At 66.4% G+C, this 18,312-nt stretch carries 19 protein-coding genes; 8 read left to right on the forward strand and 11 right to left on the reverse strand.

Features of this window, described 5'->3' with window-relative positions; all coding sequences use genetic code 11:
• Positions 1–16: 16 nt before the first annotated feature.
• Entirely contained in the window at positions 17–2,056 is a 2,040-nt protein-coding gene (locus CXY91_RS20645) for a lytic transglycosylase domain-containing protein (protein WP_158673517.1), read from the reverse strand.
• Positions 2,057–2,334: 278 nt separating this feature from the next.
• Between CXY91_RS20645 and dapA the strand changes: the two genes are divergently transcribed.
• The gene (gene dapA / locus CXY91_RS20650; RefSeq protein ID WP_100963065.1) at positions 2,335–3,228 is read left to right on the forward strand and encodes a 4-hydroxy-tetrahydrodipicolinate synthase; all 894 of its coding nucleotides are present in this window, start codon (positions 2,335–2,337) and stop codon (positions 3,226–3,228) included.
• A 51-nt stretch (positions 3,229–3,279) separates the two neighbouring features.
• On the forward strand, positions 3,280–3,753 hold the full coding sequence (gene smpB / locus CXY91_RS20655) for an SsrA-binding protein SmpB (protein WP_091830177.1): 474 nt from the start codon (positions 3,280–3,282) through the stop codon (positions 3,751–3,753).
• A 15-nt stretch (positions 3,754–3,768) separates the two neighbouring features.
• On the opposite strand, the gene CXY91_RS20660 is transcribed toward smpB, so the two are convergent.
• The 6 genes from CXY91_RS20660 to lepB form a co-directional block, all read right to left on the reverse strand.
• The gene (locus CXY91_RS20660) at positions 3,769–4,155 is read right to left on the reverse strand and encodes a nuclear transport factor 2 family protein (protein WP_100963066.1); all 387 of its coding nucleotides are present in this window, start codon (positions 4,153–4,155) and stop codon (positions 3,769–3,771) included.
• 61 nt (positions 4,156–4,216) lie between these two features.
• Positions 4,217–4,945: a superoxide dismutase gene (locus CXY91_RS20665; RefSeq protein ID WP_349236602.1), complete on the reverse strand. Its 729-nt coding sequence runs from the start codon at positions 4,943–4,945 to the stop codon at positions 4,217–4,219.
• Between the two features lie 119 nt (positions 4,946–5,064).
• Positions 5,065–5,679 (reverse strand): LabA-like NYN domain-containing protein, encoded by a 615-nt coding sequence (locus CXY91_RS20670; RefSeq protein WP_091830169.1) that lies wholly within the window; start codon positions 5,677–5,679, stop codon positions 5,065–5,067.
• Between the two features lie 177 nt (positions 5,680–5,856).
• Positions 5,857–6,768: a GTPase Era gene (gene era / locus CXY91_RS20675; RefSeq protein ID WP_100963068.1), complete on the reverse strand. Its 912-nt coding sequence runs from the start codon at positions 6,766–6,768 to the stop codon at positions 5,857–5,859.
• Positions 6,761–7,492 carry a ribonuclease III gene (rnc, locus tag CXY91_RS20680; protein ID WP_199777521.1) on the reverse strand — a complete coding sequence of 244 codons (732 nt, stop codon included), beginning with the start codon at positions 7,490–7,492 and terminating at the stop codon, positions 6,761–6,763. The genes era and rnc overlap by 8 nt, the downstream gene beginning before the upstream one ends.
• The gene (gene lepB / locus CXY91_RS20685; protein ID WP_091830163.1) at positions 7,489–8,253 is read right to left on the reverse strand and encodes a signal peptidase I; all 765 of its coding nucleotides are present in this window, start codon (positions 8,251–8,253) and stop codon (positions 7,489–7,491) included. Before lepB ends, rnc begins: the two co-directional genes overlap by 4 nt.
• A 341-nt stretch (positions 8,254–8,594) precedes the next feature.
• On the opposite strand from lepB, the gene aqpZ reads away from it, so the two are divergent.
• Positions 8,595–9,326 carry an aquaporin Z gene (gene aqpZ / locus CXY91_RS20690; RefSeq protein ID WP_100963070.1) on the forward strand — a complete coding sequence of 244 codons (732 nt, stop codon included), beginning with the start codon at positions 8,595–8,597 and terminating at the stop codon, positions 9,324–9,326.
• A 17-nt stretch (positions 9,327–9,343) separates the two neighbouring features.
• Here aqpZ and acpS read toward each other — a convergent pair whose 3' ends face one another.
• Complete coding sequence (acpS, locus tag CXY91_RS20695; protein WP_100963071.1) at positions 9,344–9,748, reverse strand: holo-ACP synthase; 405 nt, start codon at positions 9,746–9,748, stop codon at positions 9,344–9,346.
• Positions 9,749–9,757: 9 nt separating this feature from the next.
• Positions 9,758–10,510, reverse strand: coding sequence for a pyridoxine 5'-phosphate synthase (locus CXY91_RS20700; RefSeq protein WP_100963072.1), 753 nt, complete (start codon positions 10,508–10,510; stop codon positions 9,758–9,760).
• Between the two features lie 203 nt (positions 10,511–10,713).
• On the opposite strand from CXY91_RS20700, the gene CXY91_RS20705 reads away from it, so the two are divergent.
• A complete protein-coding gene (locus CXY91_RS20705; RefSeq protein ID WP_100963073.1) occupies positions 10,714–12,420 on the forward strand; it encodes an ATP-binding protein in 1,707 nt (568 codons plus the stop codon).
• Between the two features lie 8 nt (positions 12,421–12,428).
• On the opposite strand, the gene CXY91_RS20710 is transcribed toward CXY91_RS20705, so the two are convergent.
• Positions 12,429–12,866, reverse strand: a complete 438-nt coding sequence (locus CXY91_RS20710; RefSeq protein WP_248307574.1) for a GFA family protein — start codon at positions 12,864–12,866, stop codon at positions 12,429–12,431.
• Positions 12,867–13,023: 157 nt separating this feature from the next.
• Here CXY91_RS20710 and rpoZ point away from each other — a divergent pair, with 157 nt between their 5' ends.
• Both rpoZ and CXY91_RS20720 read left to right on the forward strand, forming a co-directional pair.
• Entirely contained in the window at positions 13,024–13,413 is a 390-nt protein-coding gene (gene rpoZ, locus CXY91_RS20715; RefSeq protein ID WP_057192190.1) for a DNA-directed RNA polymerase subunit omega, read from the forward strand.
• Positions 13,414–13,569: 156 nt separating this feature from the next.
• The gene (locus CXY91_RS20720) at positions 13,570–15,780 is read left to right on the forward strand and encodes a RelA/SpoT family protein (RefSeq protein ID WP_091830622.1); all 2,211 of its coding nucleotides are present in this window, start codon (positions 13,570–13,572) and stop codon (positions 15,778–15,780) included.
• A 239-nt stretch (positions 15,781–16,019) separates the two neighbouring features.
• Here CXY91_RS20720 and CXY91_RS20725 read toward each other — a convergent pair whose 3' ends face one another.
• Positions 16,020–16,862, reverse strand: coding sequence for a LysR substrate-binding domain-containing protein (locus tag CXY91_RS20725; protein ID WP_100963075.1), 843 nt, complete (start codon positions 16,860–16,862; stop codon positions 16,020–16,022).
• A 117-nt stretch (positions 16,863–16,979) separates the two neighbouring features.
• Between CXY91_RS20725 and CXY91_RS20730 the strand changes: the two genes are divergently transcribed.
• Positions 16,980–17,363 carry a tautomerase family protein gene (locus tag CXY91_RS20730; protein WP_100963076.1) on the forward strand — a complete coding sequence of 128 codons (384 nt, stop codon included), beginning with the start codon at positions 16,980–16,982 and terminating at the stop codon, positions 17,361–17,363.
• Between the two features lie 172 nt (positions 17,364–17,535).
• Complete coding sequence (gene recO / locus CXY91_RS20735; RefSeq protein WP_100963077.1) at positions 17,536–18,264, forward strand: DNA repair protein RecO; 729 nt, start codon at positions 17,536–17,538, stop codon at positions 18,262–18,264.
• The last annotated feature ends 48 nt before the right edge of the window (positions 18,265–18,312 follow it).

Genomic DNA, 18,312 nt, shown 5'->3' on the forward strand with positions numbered 1-18,312 from the left:
CGCAGCGGTCAGGCGCTCAATCCCGCTTGCCGCCGCGCTTCAGATCGTAGTCGATCATATAGGCCGTGCGCTGGTTGAGGCGCTGGCGATAGACCTGCAGGTTTTCCATCACCCGCTGCACATAGTTGCGGGTCTCGGTGAAGGAGATGCGCTCGACCCAGTCGACGGCATCGACCTCGGGCGTGCGCGGATCGCCATAGGCGGCGATCCACTTCTTCACATTGCCGGAGCCGGCATTATAGGCGGCGAAGGTCAGGATATAGGAGCCGCGCCAGTCGCCGAGCAGGTCGTTGAGATGGGCCGCGCCCATCTTGGCCGAATAGAGCGGGTCCTTGGTCAGCTTGTCGAGCTCGAAGGGCATCTGCGCCCGTCGCGCCGTCTCGCGCGCCGTTGCCGGCATCATCTGCATCAGCCCGAGCGCGCCGGCATGCGAGACCGCGCCTGGATCGAAGGCGCTTTCCTGGCGGGCGATCGCGTGGACGATGGCGCGCTCCATCGGATCGCCAACCGACGGGAATTCCGGTACGCCGAAGGTCGGGAAGGCGGCCTCGTCGAGCGGGAAGCCGCGCTGCAGCGAAATCTTGCCGATGGTCAGCAGGGTCCTGGCGTCGGCGCGCTGGCGCGCGATGTCGGCGATCGCCTCGAGCGCGGCGGCATCGTGCAGGCGCTGCGACAGGTCGATCAACAACTGGCCGGCGAGATCGGGCGCCTCGATCGCATAGAGCAGCTTGGCCGCCTTGAAACCGGGCAGATGCGCCAGCGGCGCCGCGATGGTGCGCCGCACCGGCAGGTCGGTGAGGCCGAGGCGGGCGCGGGCGAGCTGGCCGTAATAAGCGACGGGGTGCTCGGCGGCACGGGCGTAGAAGGTCTTCGCGTCGTCGCTCTTGTTCAGCGCATCGGCGGCACGGCCCTGCCAATAGGCGGCGCGCGCTACAGAGATCGGCGTCTCCGCGATCTTGGCGGCTTCGGCGAAATGCTTCGCCGCCCGCTCGGCATCCTTCTCGAAGCGCAGCGCGATCCAGCCCGCATGCCATTCGGCGTCGATGCGCTCGGCTGCATCCTCGGCGCCATGCCCGGACGCGACCGCATAGGCGCCCTTGGCGTCGCCGTCGTCGAGCAGCTTGCGGGCGATCAGCCGGCGCTCTTCCCACCAGCCGTCGCCGTCGCCGAGCACGCCTGGGTCGCGCGGTACCTCGGCGATCGCCTTGGCCGCATCGGCCGGCTTGCCGGAGCGGCGCGCCTGCTGCGCCTGCAGAAAAGCGAAGGAGATGTCCTTCTTCAGGGCGGCCGGCACCGCGTCGATCTGCTTTTGCGCGATCGGGCCCTTGGCCTTGGCGCTGGCGAGCCGGACCTTGGCCAGTGCGACATAGTCCTGCGAGACGCGTGCCGCGTTGCGCAGCGCCTCTTCGCTCTTGCCGGCGAAGAGATAGCGCTCGGTGCGCAGGCGATGGTCGGCGACGGTGAGCTTCTCGCCGAAATTGTCGAGCACGATCTTCTCGAGCCCGGCGCCGAGATGGTCCTTGAGCCAGATCCGGCGCGCCAGCGCCAGCGCCTCGTCCGCCTTGCCCTCGGCGGCGAGGGCTCGCGCCAGCGCGACGCGTCCGGCGGGGCTGATCGGCTCGCGGCCGTGGAAGAAGGCACGCACGGTCTCGGGCGAGCGCCGGTCGGTCAGCAGCGCTGCTTCGGCGCGCCGGCGGAACGGCGTCGTACCGGGATAGTTCGGGAAGGCGTCGAGGAATTCGGCGATGCGCTCGAAGCTGACGACATTGGCGAGGCTGCGCAGCGCCACCCATTCGAGCATGCCGCGCACCGCCTTGTCGTCGATGCCGCGGGCGATGGCGTCGCCATCCTCCAGCCTTCCGGCGCGATAGGCCGCCACGGCCTTCTTCAGCGGTTCGAGGTCGACGCGCTCTTCCGGCCGGGCGATGTCGGCCGGCGGAACGCGCGGTGCTGCCGGCTCGGTCTGCGGCGCGAGCGAGGCCGTCACGCCGACATCGACGCTCGCAGGTCCGGGATCGTCGCTCGTATTGACGCGCGCCAGGCGCTCGATCTGCAATGGGTGCGAGCCGTCAGGGCCCGCGGAGCAGGGTCCAACAGCAACGAGGATAAGCGTCAGGCCAGCTCCGAAGAACCGTCGGCCCGGCGATAGCGCCATCAAGGGGTCCCCCCAAGCAAGCCGGATCGTAGCAGTAGGCCATGCTCCCGCAGGGAGCTTTATGAAGTCCTAACCATGCCGCCACGATTTTTGATGGGTTGCCGGCTTTGCGGACTGCGGCTGAAAGGCTATGTCTGTCGCCCGTTTCACGCCGAACTTTGTCGTTTTCAGGACCGTCCATGACCAAGCATGCGCCACTCACCGGTTCGATGCCCGCGCTGGTGACGCCGTTCAAGGGCGGCAAGATCGACGAGGCGACGCTACGCGCTTTGGTCGACTGGCAGATCGAGAGCGGCTCGACCGCGCTCGTTCCGGTCGGCACCACCGGCGAAAGCCCGACGCTCAGCCATGACGAGCACGGCCAAGTCACCGAGATCGTCATCGACCAGGCCAGGGGCAGGGTGCCGGTCATCGCCGGCGCCGGCTCGAACAACACCACCGAGGCGATCTCGCTGGCCAGGCATGCCGAGAAGGCGGGCGCCCAGGCCGTGCTCGTGGTCACGCCCTATTACAACAAGCCGACCCAGGAAGGCATGTACCAGCACTTCAAGGCGGTGAACGACGCGATCGGCATCCCGATCATCATCTACAACATCCCGCCGCGCTCGGTGGTCGACATGTCGGTCGAGACCATGGCGCGCCTCTACGAGCTCAAGAACATCGCGGGCGTGAAGGATGCGACGGCCAATCTCGCGCGCGTATCGCTGCAGCGCCATGTGCTCGGACCCGATTTCATCCAGCTCTCGGGCGAAGACATGACCGCGCTGGCCTATATGGCTGCCGGCGGCCATGGCTGCATCTCGGTCGTCGCCAATGTCGCGCCCAAGCTCTGCGCCGACCTGATGGCTTGCGCGCTCAAGGGCGACTATGCCGGTGCCCTGAAGATCCAGGACCGGCTGGTGCCGCTGCACGACGCCATCTTCAAGGAGCCCGGCCTCGCCGGCGCCAAGCACGGTCTGAAGCGTCTCGGCCGGATCGAGGAGGAAGTCCGTCTGCCGCTGATGCCGGTGACGCCGGCGACCGGCGAGGTCATTCGCAGCGCCATGGTTCACGCCGGCCTGCTGAATGCTTAAGTAAGGTGATCGGTCCCGCTATTTGCGGCCGCCGGTTGCCGGAGTGTTTCGATGAGTAAGCCCGATCCCGAGCGCTACAAGCTTGCGGCCGACAACCGCAAGGCGCGCTACAACTATGCCATCACCGAGACGCTGGAAGCCGGCATCGCCCTCCAGGGCACCGAGATCAAGTCGCTGCGCGGCGGCAAGGCGACGATCGGCGAGAGCTATGCCGGGCCGATGGGCACCGAGCTCTTCCTGTTCAACGCCCATATCCCGGAATATCTCGAAGCCAACCGCTTCAATCATGATGTCCGCCGGCCGCGTAAGCTGCTGCTGCACCGCCGCCAGATCGACAAGCTGATGGGCGCGATCCAGCGCGAGGGCTACACCGTCATCCCGCTCAAGGTCTATTTCAACGACAAGGGCCGGGCGAAGGTCGAGCTCGGCCTCGGCAAGGGCAAGAAGCTGCACGACAAGCGCGAGACTGAGAAGGCTCGCGACTGGAACCGCGACAAGGCGCGCATCCTGAAGACGGGCGGATAGGCGCCCAATTCCTGCCTATCCGGCGGTCAGCCCGTCAGGCTCGACAAAACCTCCCTCTGGCGCCGAGTGAGGCAGCGACCAGCCGAAATAGACCTCGACCTCGACGATCTTGCCGTTCCGGATTGTCAGGATCTCGGTGTTGCGAAAGCCCTTGCCGTCGCGGCCTTCGCCCTCATAGGTCAAGAAGACCGTCTCGCCGCTCGCGATCAGGTGCTTGAACGTGCAGGTGCGGATGCGCTCGCTGTTCGGCCAGCAGCGCTCGAAATAGGTCGCGCGATCGAGGCGATTGTCGAGCGGGCTGGTGAAATGGAAGTCATCGTCGAGCAGGGCTTCGATCGCTGCCCGATCCTTGTCGACATAAGCTTGGTAGCAGGCGCGCGCGATCGCGCTGACATCCGACATGGAACTGCCCCCCTTTTCCCGTTGCAGCCGTAACGGGAGAGGTCGGGGCAAGTTCCCTCTGTCAGCCCATCGCTTTCTTGAAGTTCTCGTTCGCCTTGTCCCAGTTCACCGTCTTCCACCAGGCGGCGAGGTATTCGGGTCGGCGATTCTGGTACTTCAGGTAGTAGGCGTGCTCCCAGACGTCGATGCCGAGCACGGCCTTGGCGCCTACCTCCAGCGGCGTGTCCTGGTTGGCCGTCGAGATGATGGCGAGCTTCTTGTCCTTGTCGACGACGAGCCAGGCCCAACCCGAACCGAAGCGCGTCGCGCCGGCCTGATTGACCTTCTGCACCAGCTCGAGCATCGAACCGAAGGCGCCGTCGATCGCGCTCTTCAGCTCCGCGCCGGGCTGCTGCGCGCCGCCCGGCGTCATCAGCTCCCAGAAGAAGCTGTGGTTCCAGTGCCCGCCAACATTGTTGCGCACGGCGGTGCGGACATTATCCGGGGCAACGCTGAGATCGGCGAGCACCGTCTCGATCGGCGTGGTGCGCAGCGCTTCCCACTGGCCCGCGGCCGCGTTGGCGCCGTTCACGTAAGCCTGATGGTGCAGCGAATGGTGGATGCGCATGGTCTGCGCGTCGATGGTCGGCTCCAGCGCCTCGTAGGCGTAAGAGAGCTTCGGCAGTGTGAAGACCGGCGGCGGAGCGGCGGGTGCCGGCGCAGGGGCCGCCTGCGCCAGGACCAGCGCCGGACGGGCAATCACGAAGGCTGAACCGGCGGCGAGGCCGGTGAGAAAGCTGCGGCGTTCCAAGGCGTGCCCTCCGGGTGTCGTTGCGGAAACAGAGGTTGCGCGAGCCGCAGCTGCGGTCAAGTGCCCGCGGCTCAAGGTCGCTGCTCCCTGCATCGACAACGCGACAGGGCAGGGCAGGTTCAACCTTCCGGCAGCTCGTCACCCTGGCGGATGCCGTAGCGCCGCTCCAGCCCCGGATTACCGGCGCCGGGCGCGCGCGCCGCGCGCTCGGCCGGGTCGCGGCCGACCTTCTGCATCAGGCTGGCGAGTTCGACGAACTCGTCGCATTGCCGGCGCAGATCGTCGGCGACCATCGGCGGATTGGTGTTGATGGTCGAGACCACCGAGACCTTGACGCCCTTGCGCTGGACCGCCTCGACCAGCGGGCGGAAATCGCCATCGCCGGAGAACAGGTAGATTTGGTCGAGATGGGGGGCGAGCTCGAGCATCTCGATGGCGAGCTCGATGTCCATGTTGCCCTTGACGCGCCGGCGGCCGGTCGCGTCGGTAAACTCCTTGGCAGCCTTGGTGACGACGCGGTAGCCGTTGTAGTCGAGCCAGTCGACCAGCGGTCTGATCGAGGTGTACTCTTCGCTTTCCACAAGTGTTGTGAAGTAGAAGGCACGGATCAGATTGCCGCGTCCCTGGAATTCCTTGAGCAGGCGTCGATAGTCCATGTCGAAGCCGAGCTGCTTCGACGTCGCGTAGAGGTTAGCTCCATCGATGAAGAGCGCGATACGCGGTTCACCTGCCATGCAATGGCTCCTGGCTTAAATACGGTCGATCAATAAGAATCGGCACGGATCTGGGTCGAATAATGTCAGGCTGACGCTCCAAATCGAGCGATCCTTCGGCGCTTATGTGGTGAATGTGGCGTACCGCGCAAGATTGGGAGCAGATTTTACCATTTTCACGTGCGAGCGCTGCAATATTCAGCTTTTTGGAAAATCCAATCCCATCTCGCGATAGCGCTCCGGATCGTCGCTCCAATTCTCGCGGACCTTGACGAAAAGGAAGAGGTGCACCTTCGCCTCGGCCGCTTCGGCGATCTCGACGCGCGCCTTCTGGCCGATCGCCTTGATCGTCTGTCCGCCTTCGCCGAGCACGATCTTCCGCTGGCCTTCGCGCTCGACATAGATCGTCTGCTCGATCCTGACCGAGCCATCCGGGCGCTGCTGCCAGCTCTCGGTCTCGACGGTCGAGCGATAGGGAAGCTCGTCGTGCAGCCGCTCGAAGATCTTCTCGCGGGTGATCTCGGCGGCAAGGAAGCGCAGCGGCGCATCCGAGATCTGATCCTCCGGATAGAGCCAGGGACCGGGCTTCAGCCGGCTCTCCAGCCAGGCGAGGATGTCCTTGACGCCATAGCCGGTCAGCGCCGCGACCATGAAGGTCGTCTCGAACTTGGACTGCTGGTTCACTGCTGCGGTGATGGCGAGCAGTTTCTCCTTCGGGATCGTGTCGATCTTGTTGAGGATCAGGAACTTCGGCTGCTTCAGCTGGGCGAGCCTTTCCAGCAGCGCGGTGTTCTCTTCATGGTCGAAGCGGCCGACATCGATCAGCACGCCGATCAGGTCGGCATCGGTTGCACCGCCCCAGGCGCTCGTCACCATGGCGCGGTCGAGCCGGCGCTTGGGCGCGAAGATGCCGGGCGTGTCGACGAAGATGATCTGTGTCGGGCCGGAGAGGGCGATGCCGCGGACCTGCGTGCGCGTCGTCTGCACCTTGCGCGAAACGATCGAGATCTTGGCGCCGACGAGCTGGTTCAGCAGCGTCGACTTGCCGGCATTGGGCGCGCCGATCAGCGCGACGAAGCCGCAGCGGGTTTGCTGGTCGCCCTCAGCCATGGTCGGCCTCCGCCCCTTCGTTCCACAATCCCTGCCGCCGCAGGAAGGCTTCGGCCGCCGCCTGCTCGGCCAGTCGCTTCGAGCGGCCTTCGGCCTCTGCTTCCAACAGCGAGCCGATCCTTACCGCGATCCGGAAGATCGGCGCATGGTCGGGGCCGGAGCGGCCGCGCTCGGCATAGGTCGGCGTCGGATGGCCCTGGCCCTGCGCCCATTCCTGCAACGCGGTCTTGGCGTCGCGCAAGGGCGTCACCGGCGTCAGCAGCCGCTCGCCGAAGCCGGCTTCGACGAGCTTGCGCGCGGCATCATAGCCGCCATCGATGAAGACGGCACCGATGATCGCCTCGCAGGCATCGGCCAGGATCGCCTTGTTCTTGCGCGCGCCGGAAAGGATCTCGCCCTCGCCGAGGCGAAGATGCGGGCCGACGTCCCAGGCGCCCGCCACCGCCGCGCAGGTCTCCTTGCGGACCAGGTCGGCGAGGCGGCGCGACATGTCGCCTTCCTCGGCCTGCGGGTAGGTGGTGAACAGCATGTCGGCGATCGAGAGACCGAGCACGCGGTCGCCGAGGAATTCGAGCCGCTGATAGCTCGCGAGCCGGCGCGGATCGGCGCTCATATGGGTGAGCGCCGTCTCCAGCAGGGTCCGGTCGCGGAAGCGGTAGCCGAGCCTGTCCTCGAGCCGCGAGAGTTCGGGCAGCTTGCGGCCGCTATCGCTGGGCTTGCTCACTTGATCGTCGAGAACATGCGGTTCCAGCGCACCGTCCAGGGCCACTCCCAGATGCGCCAGGCCGATGCGCCCTCGTCGATCGAGAAGAAGATGATCTCGGCGCGGCCGACGAAGTTCTCGAACGGCACATAGCCGACGCTGCGGTCGCGCGAATCGAGCGAGTTGTCGCGATTGTCGCCCATCATGAAGAAGTGGCCGGCGGGCACCGTGAACACCGGGGTGTTGTCGAAGGTGCCGGTGTCGCCCTCGCGCTCGATGATGTTGTGGCTGACCCCGTTCGGCAGGGTCTCGCGGTACTGGATCACGGGCGCCGAGCGGCCCCAGGCATCGGTGGTGACGAAATCGGCGATGCGCTCGCGCTTCACCGGCGCGTTGTTGATGTGCAGGATGCCGTCGATCATCTGGATGCGGTCGCCCGGCAGGCCGATGACGCGCTTAATGTAGTCGGTCGATCCGTCGCTCGGCAGCTTGAACACCGCGATGTCGCCGCGTTTGGGCTCCGCGGCCCAGACCCGGCCCTGGAACAGCGGCGGGCTGAACGGCATCGAGTGCTTCGAATAGCCGTAGGTGTATTTCGAGACGAACAGGTAGTCGCCGATCAGCAGCGTCGGGATCAGCGAGCCCGAGGGGATGTTGAAGGGCTGGAACAGCAGGGTGCGGATCACCAGGGCGATCAGCAGCGCCTGGACGACGACCTTGACCGTCTCGAGGATGCCGCCTTCGTCCTTGGTCTTGCTTTTGATCTCGGCGTCGTTCGCCACGCGGGGGCTCCTGCTGGATGCGTTTCGATTGCGCGGTCTAGCCGACTATCGGGCGGCGGACAACGAACGCGTGATATGACAAGGCGATATGGAAGAAGAGACGGCCCTTGCACGGGCCGAAGGCATGCTGTGCCGATACTCCTATCGGCCGTCGCCGAAAAGCCCCGAGGTGGTGTCCTCAGTGCAGGGTGCCTCTGCAAGCGCTGCCGAAGGCATGCCCGGCCTTGGGCCGGGGCCTTGGCGAAACGCTGCCCTCCGCGACCCCCTGCGTCTGCGCCAGATTGACGCTGGGTCCGCCTGCGATCACAGTCCCGTGATTGCAACCAAGGGGGGGAATCGGCATGAGCACGAGAAATTATGTCGCAGAGGCGATCGGAACCTTCTGGCTGACTTTCGCGGGCTGCGGCAGCGCCGTGATCGCGGCGGGCTTTCCGCAAGTCGGCATCGGGTTGCTTGGCGTCTCGCTCGCGTTCGGTCTGACCGTCGTCACCATGGCCTACTCGATCGGCCATATCTCCGGCTGCCATCTCAACCCGGCCGTCACGATCGGCCTCGCCGCCGGCGGGCGCTTCCCGACCGGTCAGGTGGTGCCCTACATCGTCGCCCAGGTCGTCGGCGCCATCCTCGCCGCCACCGTGCTCTACTTCATCGCAGTCGGCGCGCCCGGCTTCGATCTCGCCAAGGGCTTCGCCTCGAACGGCTATGGCGAGCACTCCCCCGGCAAATACGGCCTGGCCTCGTCCTTCCTGACCGAGGTGGTGATGACCATGATGTTCCTGTTCATCATCATGGGCGCGACCCATGGCAAGGCGCCGGCCGGCTTCGCCCCGCTCGCCATCGGCCTCGGCCTCGCCCTGATCCACCTGGTCAGCATTCCGGTGACCAACACCTCGGTGAACCCGGCGCGCTCTACCGGCCCGGCGCTTTTCGTCGGCGGCTGGGCTTTGCAGCAGCTCTGGCTGTTCTGGGTTGCCCCGATCATCGGCGGCGTGCTCGGCGGCGCTCTCTACCGCTGGCTGAGCGACGAGCCGAAGGGCCAGATCACCGGCGTCACCCCGGCTCCCGCCGAATAGCGCTATGCGAAACGAGGTCAGGCCTGGATCGGCCTGGCCTCGATCACCACGAAGGCCTGGGCTAGAGGCGGATCGTCGGTCAGCGAGACATGCACGACCGCCTCATGGCCCGGCGGTACCATCTGCGCGAGACGCGCTGCGGCGCCCCCGGTCAGCCGCATGGTCGGCCGCCCGCTCGGCAGGTTCACCACCTCCATGTCGCGCCAGAACACGCCGGAGCGAATGCCGGTGCCGAGCGCCTTCGAGCAGGCTTCCTTGGCGGCAAAGCGACGGGCATAGGACGCTGCCCGCGTGGCGCGGCGATCGGATTTCGCCTGCTCGCCCGGAGTGAATATGCGCTGCGTGAAACGCTCGCCGAAGCGGGCGAGCGAATTCTCGATGCGACGGATGTCGCAGAGATCGGAGCCGATGCCGAGGATCATGCCAGCGGTCTAGCTGGCCGCACGTCCTTCGTCCATCGCTCGCCGCATCACGGCGATGGCCGTCTCAAGCCCGACGAAGATCGCTTCGCCGATCAGGAAATGGCCGATGTTGAACTCGACGAAGTCGGCGACCCCGGCGAGCTTTCGGGCGGTGTCGTAGTCGAGCCCATGGCCGGCATGGACTTCGAGGCCCAGCGAGGCGGCAAAGGCTGCGCCATTGGCGAGCCGCTCGAACTCGGCTTGCGCCTTGTCGGCATGGCCGTCCGCCACGGCGTGGCACCAGGTGCCGGTATGCAGCTCGACCACGGGGGCACCGAGTTTCGCCGCCATCGCGATCGGCGCCTCGTCAGCCTCGATGAACAGCGATACGCGGCAACCCGCAGCCTTTAGGCGGGCGATCGGGGCAGCGAGCGCCCGCGCCTGGCCGACGACATCGAGCCCGCCCTCGGTGGTGCGTTCTTCACGCTTCTCGGGGACCAGGCAGGCGGCATGCGGCTTGAACCTCTCGGCGAGGCCGATCATCTCCTCCGTCGCGGCCAGCTCGAAATTGAGCGGCCTGGACAGTTCGGTTGCCAGCCTTGCCATGTCGGCGTCGCGGATATGGCGTCGGTCTTCGCGCAGATGGGCGGTGATGCCGTCGGCGCCGGCGGCCACTGCGAGAAGGGCGGCACGCACCGGATCGGGCAGGGCGCCGCCGCGGGCATTTCGCACGGTCGCGACATGGTCGATGTTCACACCAAGGCGCAAGCGGTTCTCGGTCATGGTCGCCCCTCCGTCCTCTGCCGTCTACGCCGCACTCGGCAGCGGTTCAAGGCAAGCAATGTGATCGACACCGTCAGCGTTCTTGATCAATTGATGCACGCAATGCGTGTGTTATCGGGGGATGCGCGAAATCTGCGGCGTGATTGTTGTTAAGTCCTGGAAACTAGCCTCCGAAAATTCCCTTGGGCGTTTTCAGACCTTTCATGCAGCTTCCCGCGAACCATCGGCAGTTCGAGAGCGAGGTTACCCCCGATCGGCGCGATGCGAACCGGTCGTCCGATCGCGCGCTCGGCCGCGTGATTGCCTGTTCGGGTTCGCGCGCCACGATAGCGGCAAGCGCGTCCGGGGCAGGGCCAGGCACGCTGGACGGCTGTGCGATCGGCCGCCTGCTCTCGATCAATCTCGGCACCAGCCGAATCGTTGGCCTGGTTTACGAGATGCGCGCGTTGGAATCGGCCTGGAACGAGGCCGGGTCCAATTCCATAGCAGTCGAGGTCGAGCTGCTCGGCGAGGTCGTCGATGACGAGAACGGCACTGCGCGCTTCGACAGCGGCATCACCACCTATCCGCCGATCGGAGCGCCGGCGCACCGCATCCGCTCGCGCGACCTCGAGCGGATCCACGATCTCGGTCAGCGCAAGGGCGTCGTCCTCGGCAGCCTGACGCAGGATGCGGGCGTCGCGGCGAGCGTCGACATCGAGCGCCTGCTGTCGCGGCATTTTGCCGTGCTCGGCACCACCGGTGTCGGCAAGTCGAGCGCAGTCGCGCTGATGCTGCGCAAGGCGGTCGCGGCCAAGCCGAATCTGCGCGTGCTGATCCTCGATCCCCACAACGAGTACGCCCACGCCTTCCCCGAAAACTCCGCGCGGATCGATGCGAGCACGCTCGACCTGCCGTTCTGGCTGTTCCGCTTCGAGGAGTTCGCCGACATCGTCTTCCGCGGCCGCTCTCCGCTGGAGGACGAGGCCGAGATCCTGCGCGAGGTCATCGCCGTCGCGCGCAGCCGCTACCGCACCGTGTCGCCGCAGGACATGGCGCGCGATCTTGGCAGCAGCGTGCTGAAGCGACCGCTGGAGTTCGGTGCCGCCCGTCGTCCGGCCGAAGCCAGCGGATCTGCCGAGCTCGCCGCGCCGTATCGCCTCGCCGATCTCTTCGCGGCAATCGACGAGCTGATCGGTCTCCACGAACTGCGTTATCCGCGCACGACCCTGCGGGCGCTCAGGGTGCGGCTGGAGACGTTGCACGGCGACCCGCGCTACGGCTTCCTCTTCGCCCATGCCAACAGCATGGACACGATCGCCCCGGTGATCAGCCAGGTCTTCCGCGTTCCGCATCGGGGCCGGCCGATCACCGTCTTCCAGCTCGCCGGGCTGCCCTCGGAGGTCGTCAACGCCGTCGCGTCCAGCCTGGCGCGACTCGCCTTCGATCTCGCCATGGCGAGCCGCGGCAGCTACGAGATCCTGCTGCTCTGCGAGGAGGCGCATCGCTATGTGCCGCAGGATCAAGCGCTCGGCTTCGCGCCGACGCGCCAGGCCATCGCCCGCATCGCCAAGGAGGGGCGCAAATACGGCGCTTATCTCGGCCTGGTGACGCAGCGTCCCGGCGAACTCGACCCGACCATCCTGTCGCAATGCTCGACCGTCTTCGCCATGCGTCTCGGCAATGATCGCGATCAGGAGATCATCCGGGCCGCGATCGCCGATGCCTCGGCCAGCACCATCGCCTTCCTCTCCTCGATCGGCAATCGCGAGGCGATCGCCTTCGGCGAGGCGGTCGCGACGACGATGCGCATGCGCTTTCTGGAGCAGCGACCCGAGGAACTGCCGGCGATGGCTGGTCGTATGCCGGCACAGGCGGAGCATCGCGAGCCGCTGGTCGAGGAGCTCGTCGCCCGCATGCGCGGACTCTGACGCCGTCGTCAACCGGATGAGACGAGCGGGCCGCCGGGGAACTCGGCATATTGCGGCAGGGCATCGGTGATTTCGAACCACGGTGCCTTGGAAGCGACGAAGATGTGCGCCGTCGGCCTGATGCTGGGTGCGTCGGTCAACGTGCCCAGGGTGACATGGACGAAAGCACCCTCGCGGACCACGGAATACAGAAGCGAGCCACACCGCCCGCAGTGAACGTCATGGGCTTCGTCGCTGCCATAGCGCAGCAGGGCGTCGACGCCCTGCGTGACGTCGAGCTCCCGCCTCGCAATGCCGGCGAATGGTTTGAAGGCGGCTCCGGTGGTCCGGCGGCACTGCGAACAATGGCAGTTCATGGCGTAGTCGAAGGCGTCTGTAACGCTGTAGGACACCGCGCCGCAAAAGCACCGACCGGACAGGCTGCGGGGGCGGGAGGAACTGGTCAAACCGAAACCTCCGGCGAGGACAGTTGGAGAGCCCCATTCAAGCAATGACCGACGCGCTCGCATGGCAGCAGCGAAATTCTTGCATCCATCCGCTTCAACCTGTATGAGCGCCGTTCAACCTTTCCATCGCATCGCGCACGATCAGAAGGAGCCGCGAATGGCTCGCGTCACCGTTGAGGACTGCATCGACAAGGTCGAGAACCGCTTCGAGCTGGTTCTCCTCGCGAGCCACCGCGCCCGCATGATCGCCTCGGGCTCCTCGATCCTCGTCCAGCGCGACAACGACAAGAACCCGGTCGTCGCCCTGCGCGAGATCGCCGACGAGAAGCTCACACCCGAGGATCTCAAGGAAGACCTGATCCACTCGCTGCAGAAGCATGTCGAGGTCGACGAGCCGGAGGCCGACACCGTGCCGCTGCTGACCTCGCAGTCGCATGTCGCCACCCCCGATTCGGAAGTCCAGTTCGATCGGATGAGCGAAGACGATCTGCTGCGCGGCCTCGACGGGCTCGTCCCGCCGACCGAGAGCGCCGACGACGAAGATTGAACTGTCGGAAAGCGTTTATGACGTTTGCTAAAGCCCGGCCCTGCCGGGCTTTTTCATGCCTGTACCGGACGGATTGATCTTGCCGCGACCTGCCGCGATCGTCGATATTGAAGCGAATCCAATCGAGTTGAGCGGTGGAGTTGCGCCCGCATGGGCATGATGCGGCAATATGAGCTTGTCGACCGGGTCAAGCGCTACAACCCGAACACCGACGAGGAGCTGCTCAACCGCGCCTATGTCTACGCCATGCGTGCGCATGGGACGCAGAAGCGCGCCTCGGGCGACCCGTTCTTCGCCCATCCGCTCGAAGTCGCGGCGATCCTCACCGAGCTCAAGCTCGACGACGCCACAATCGTCGCCGCCGTCCTGCACGATACCGTCGAGGACACCGAAGCGACGCTGGAGGAGATCGAGACCCTGTTTGGGCCCGATATCCGCCGCCTCGTCGACGGTCTTACCAAGATCAAGAAGCTCGACCTCGTCTCAAAGAAGGCGGCGCAGGGCGAGAACTTCCGCAAGCTGCTGCTCGCCATCGTCGACGATATCCGGGTGCTGCTGGTCAAGCTCGCCGACCGGCTGCACAACATGCGCACGCTGCATTACGTGCCGCCGGAAAAGCGCCTGCGCGTCGCCGAGGAGACGATCGAGATCTATGCGCCGCTCGCCGGCCGCATGGGCATGCAGGAATTGCGCGAGGAGCTGGAGGAGCTCGCTTTCCGCCATATCAAGCCGGAAGCGCACGCCACCATCACCAAGCGGCTGGAAGAGGTGACCCAGCGCGAGGGCAAGGTCATCGGCGAGATCGAGAGCGATCTCAAGGCCAAGCTCGCCGAACGCGGCATCGAGGCGCAGGTCTATGGCCGGCGCAAGCGGCCCTATTCGATCTGGAAGAAGATGGAGCGCAAATCCGTCTCCTTCGAGCAGCTCTCCGATATTTTCGGCTTCCGCGTCATCGTCGACAAGCCGGAGGACTGCTATCGCGTGCTCGGCATCGTCCACATGACCTGGCCGATGGTGCCAGGCCGCTACAAGGACTACATCTCGACGCCGAAGCAGAACGACTACCGCTCGCTGCACACCACCGTCGTCGGTCCCGGCCGCCAGCGCGTCGAATTGCAGATCCGCACCGACGGGATGGACCGCGTCGCCGAGTTCGGCATCGCCGCCCATGCCCGCTACAAGGACGGGCGCACCGCCGGCGTCGTCGCCGCCGCCGATGAGAGCCGCGCCTATCAGTGGCTGCGCCGCACCGTCGATCTCCTGGCCGAGGGCGACAATCCCGAGGAGTTCCTCGAGCACACCAAGCTCGAGCTCTTCCACGACCAGGTCTTCTGCTTCACGCCCAAGGGGCGCCTGATCGCCCTGCCGCGCGGCGCGACCCCGATCGACTTCGCCTATGCCGTCCACACCGATGTCGGCAACACGGCTGTCGGCGCCAAGATCAATGGGCGGATCGCGCCGCTGCTGACCGAACTCCAGAACGGCGACGAGGTCGAGATCACTCGCGCCGAGGGGCAGGCGCCTCCCGCCGCCTGGGAATCGCTGGTGGTGACCGGCAAGGCCCGGGCCGCCATCCGCCGCGCCACCCGTGTCGCCGTGCGCCGGCAATATGCCGGCCTCGGCCGCCAGATTCTGGAGCGCGCCTTCATGCGGGCCGAGCGCCCGTTCTCCGACGACAAGCTCAAGGCGGCGTTGAAGCGGCTCGCCCGCACGGCGGTCGACGACGTGCTGGCGGCGGTCGGGCGCGGCGAGATGTTCTCCGGCGACGTGGTGCGGGCGGTCTACCCCGATCTCGAACCGGAGAAGCGCGGCGCCACCGGCGACGCCAAGGCCAAGCCCTCCGGCAAGGGCTGGTTCGAACTGCGCCAGGGCGAGAACCTCAAGTTCAAGCTGCCGAACGAGACGCCCGGCAGCGACGCGATCCCGATCCGCGGCCTCGGCGGCGACCTGCCGGTCCGTTTCGCGCCGGGCGGCGGCGCCGTGCCGGGCGATCGCATCGTCGGCATCCTGACGCCGGGCGAGGCGGTGACGATCTATCCGATCCAGTCGCCTTCGCTCGCCGCCTTCGACAACGAGCCGGAGCGCTGGCTCGACGTGCGCTGGGACCTTGACGACAAGCGCCCGCAGCGCTTTCCGGCGCGCATCCAGCTCAACTCGATCAACGAGCCGGGATCGCTCGCCCAGATCACCACCACCATCGCCGAGCATGACGGCAATATCGACGCGGTCTCGATGGTGCGCCCGACGCCGGATTTCACCGACGTCACCATCGACCTGACGGTCTGGGACCTGAAGCACCTCAGCGCGATCATCAGCGAACTGCGCGAGAAGCGCGTGATCAGCAGGGTCGAGAGGGTCGTGGCGTAGAGAAAGGCGTCATGCTCTGCGTCGAGCCGCGGTTGCTTGACGCGAGGGTGGGATCACGGGCGCGGGGAACCCTTCTCCCGTGTGGGAGAAGGGCAGGGATGAGGGCCCACCCTATCCGCAGAAGGCGCAGCGGCGCCGCTGAGTTTCAATAATTCGCGGCGGTCCCTCACCCCTACCCCTCTCCCATCCGCGAGAGGGGATCCCCCGCATACCCTATGTGCTTGCGCACGCGGCCTGAATCACCCCGCCCGGAACGCCGCCGCGAGCTCCCTGACGAAGGCGTTGGCGCGGGGCGTGGCGACATTGCTGCGCAGCACCACCTCGAAGGTGTCGAGCGCCGGCAACCCCCAGTCCGGCCCCAGATCGATCGCCCCGCGCGGCGCGATCCGGGCGGCCAGCGGCGAGACGCCGAGGCCGCCTTCGACCGCCGCCAGCACCGCCGCCATGCCGCCACCGATGAAGGCTTCGCGCCAGGGCAGGCCGGCGCTGTCGAGCGCCTCCATGGCATGGCGGCGCAGGCGGCATTCCGGCATCAGGCTGACCAGCGGCACGGGCCCGTTGGGCTTCGTCAGGGAGGGCGCGCCGAACCAGCCGAAGGCGTCACGGCGCAGCACCTCGCCGGTGCGGCCCGAGCCCAGCCGGCGGATCACCGCCACATCGAGCTCGCCGCGCTCGAACGCCGTATCGAGCGCCGCCGAGGGCTCGATGCGCAGCCCGATCACCAGAGAAGGGTCGTGGCGGGCCAGCCGCGCCAGCAGGGCAGGGGCGTCGGCTCCCACCGCCTGCTCGCTGATGCCGATGCTGATGCGCTCCTGGACCTGCCGGAACGAGGTCAGCGCCCGCTCATGCGCCGCCATCAAGTCACGCGCCGCCGGCAGGAAGCGCTCACCTTCGGCGGTCAGCCGGACGAGGCGCGGATGCCGCTGCAGCAGCAATTGGCCAAGCGCCTCCTCCAGCTTCTTGATGCGCGTCGAGACCAGCGATTGCGCCGTGCCGAGCGCCTCGGCGGCGCGGGTGAAGCTGCTGAACTCCGCTGCGCGCAGGAAGGCGGCGACGCCGTCGAGGTCGAGTGTGTTGCTCATGATAAATCTGAATTCGCGATTATTGATATCACCAAAAATACGATTTTCAGATCAATATTTCAAGCCTAGTTTCCAAGTGTCGGCGGCAAAGACCGCCCCTGCCACATGGAGCCTGTCATGCCTCTGATCCGGATTTCGATGCGCCGCGGTCGCCCGGCCTCGCACCCCGCCGCCATCGTCGACGGCGTCTATCGCGCCCTGCGCGCCACCTTCGAGGTGCCGGAGAACGACCTTTTTGCCGTGGTGCACCAGCACGAGGCCGAGGAGTTCATCTTCGACAACAATTTTTTTGGCTTCAACCGCAGCGACGCCCTGGTGATCATCCAGCTTAATGTCGCCAACACCCGTGGCGTCACCCAGAAGAAGGCGCTCTATGCCGCTATCGCCGAGAACCTGCAGAAGGAGCCGGGCCTGAAGCCCGACGACATCTTCATCAACCTCGTCGAGGTCAAGCGCGAGGACTGGTCCTTCGGCGGCGGCATCGCGCAGTACGTGGCGTAGCGCCTTACAATATTAGTCATCCCGGACAAGCCGCGGAGCGGCGCCGATCCGGGATCCATTCCTGAGCTTTTCCGAAAGGGGTTCCGGAATGGGCCCCGGGTCTCCGCTTCGCTCCGCCCGGGACGACTCGCATCATTTGACCTATGCACGAGTGGGACCATAACACCGCTGCATGGAATGGAGCGACGAGGGCACGATCATCGGCGTCAGGCGTCATGGCGAGAGCGCCGTGATCCTGGAGGTGATGACGCGTGACCATGGCCGCCATCTCGGCCTCGTCCGCGGTGGCCGCTCCAGCAAGCAGCAACCGGTGCTCCAGCCCGGCAATCTCGTCTCGCTGAATTGGCGGGCGCGGCTCGACGAGCATCTCGGCGAATACAAGGTCGAACTCCTGACCTCGCATGCGGCGAGGCTGATGGCGCAGCCGGTCGCGCTCTATGGCCTCGCCAATGTCGCGGGCCTGCTGCGGCTGCTGCCGGAGCGCGATCCGCATCCGGGCCTCTATGAGGGGCTGGCAGTGCTGCTGGCCCATCTCGACGAGATCGCGATCGCGCCGGCGCTGATGGTGCGCTTCGAGCTCGCCATGCTCTCCGAGCTCGGCTACGGGCTCTCGCTCGAACGCTGCGCCGTCACCGGCCTGCGTGAGGACTTGAGCCATGTCTCGCCGAAATCCGGCAAGGCGGTCAGCCGCAAGGCGGCCGAGCCCTATCTCGACCGGCTTCTCGCCTTGCCGACATTCCTGAGCGAGGGACAGGGGGCGCGCCGGCCGGCGCCGGCCGAGATCGCTGCCGGCTTCGCCCTGACCGGCTTTTTCCTGCGCCGCGACCTCTATGGGCCGCGCGGCCTGCAGGAGCCGCCCGAGCGGGCGCGCCTGCTGGAGCTGGCAGCGAAAATCCACTGATTTCCGCTGGTTTTCGGACTGCGGCGCTTTGCGTCGCTTGCATCCCGG

Origin of the sequence: Allobosea sp. FBZP-16 (assembly GCF_002831785.1) — a bacterium.
GTDB lineage: Bacteria > Pseudomonadota > Alphaproteobacteria > Rhizobiales > Beijerinckiaceae > Allobosea > Allobosea lupini.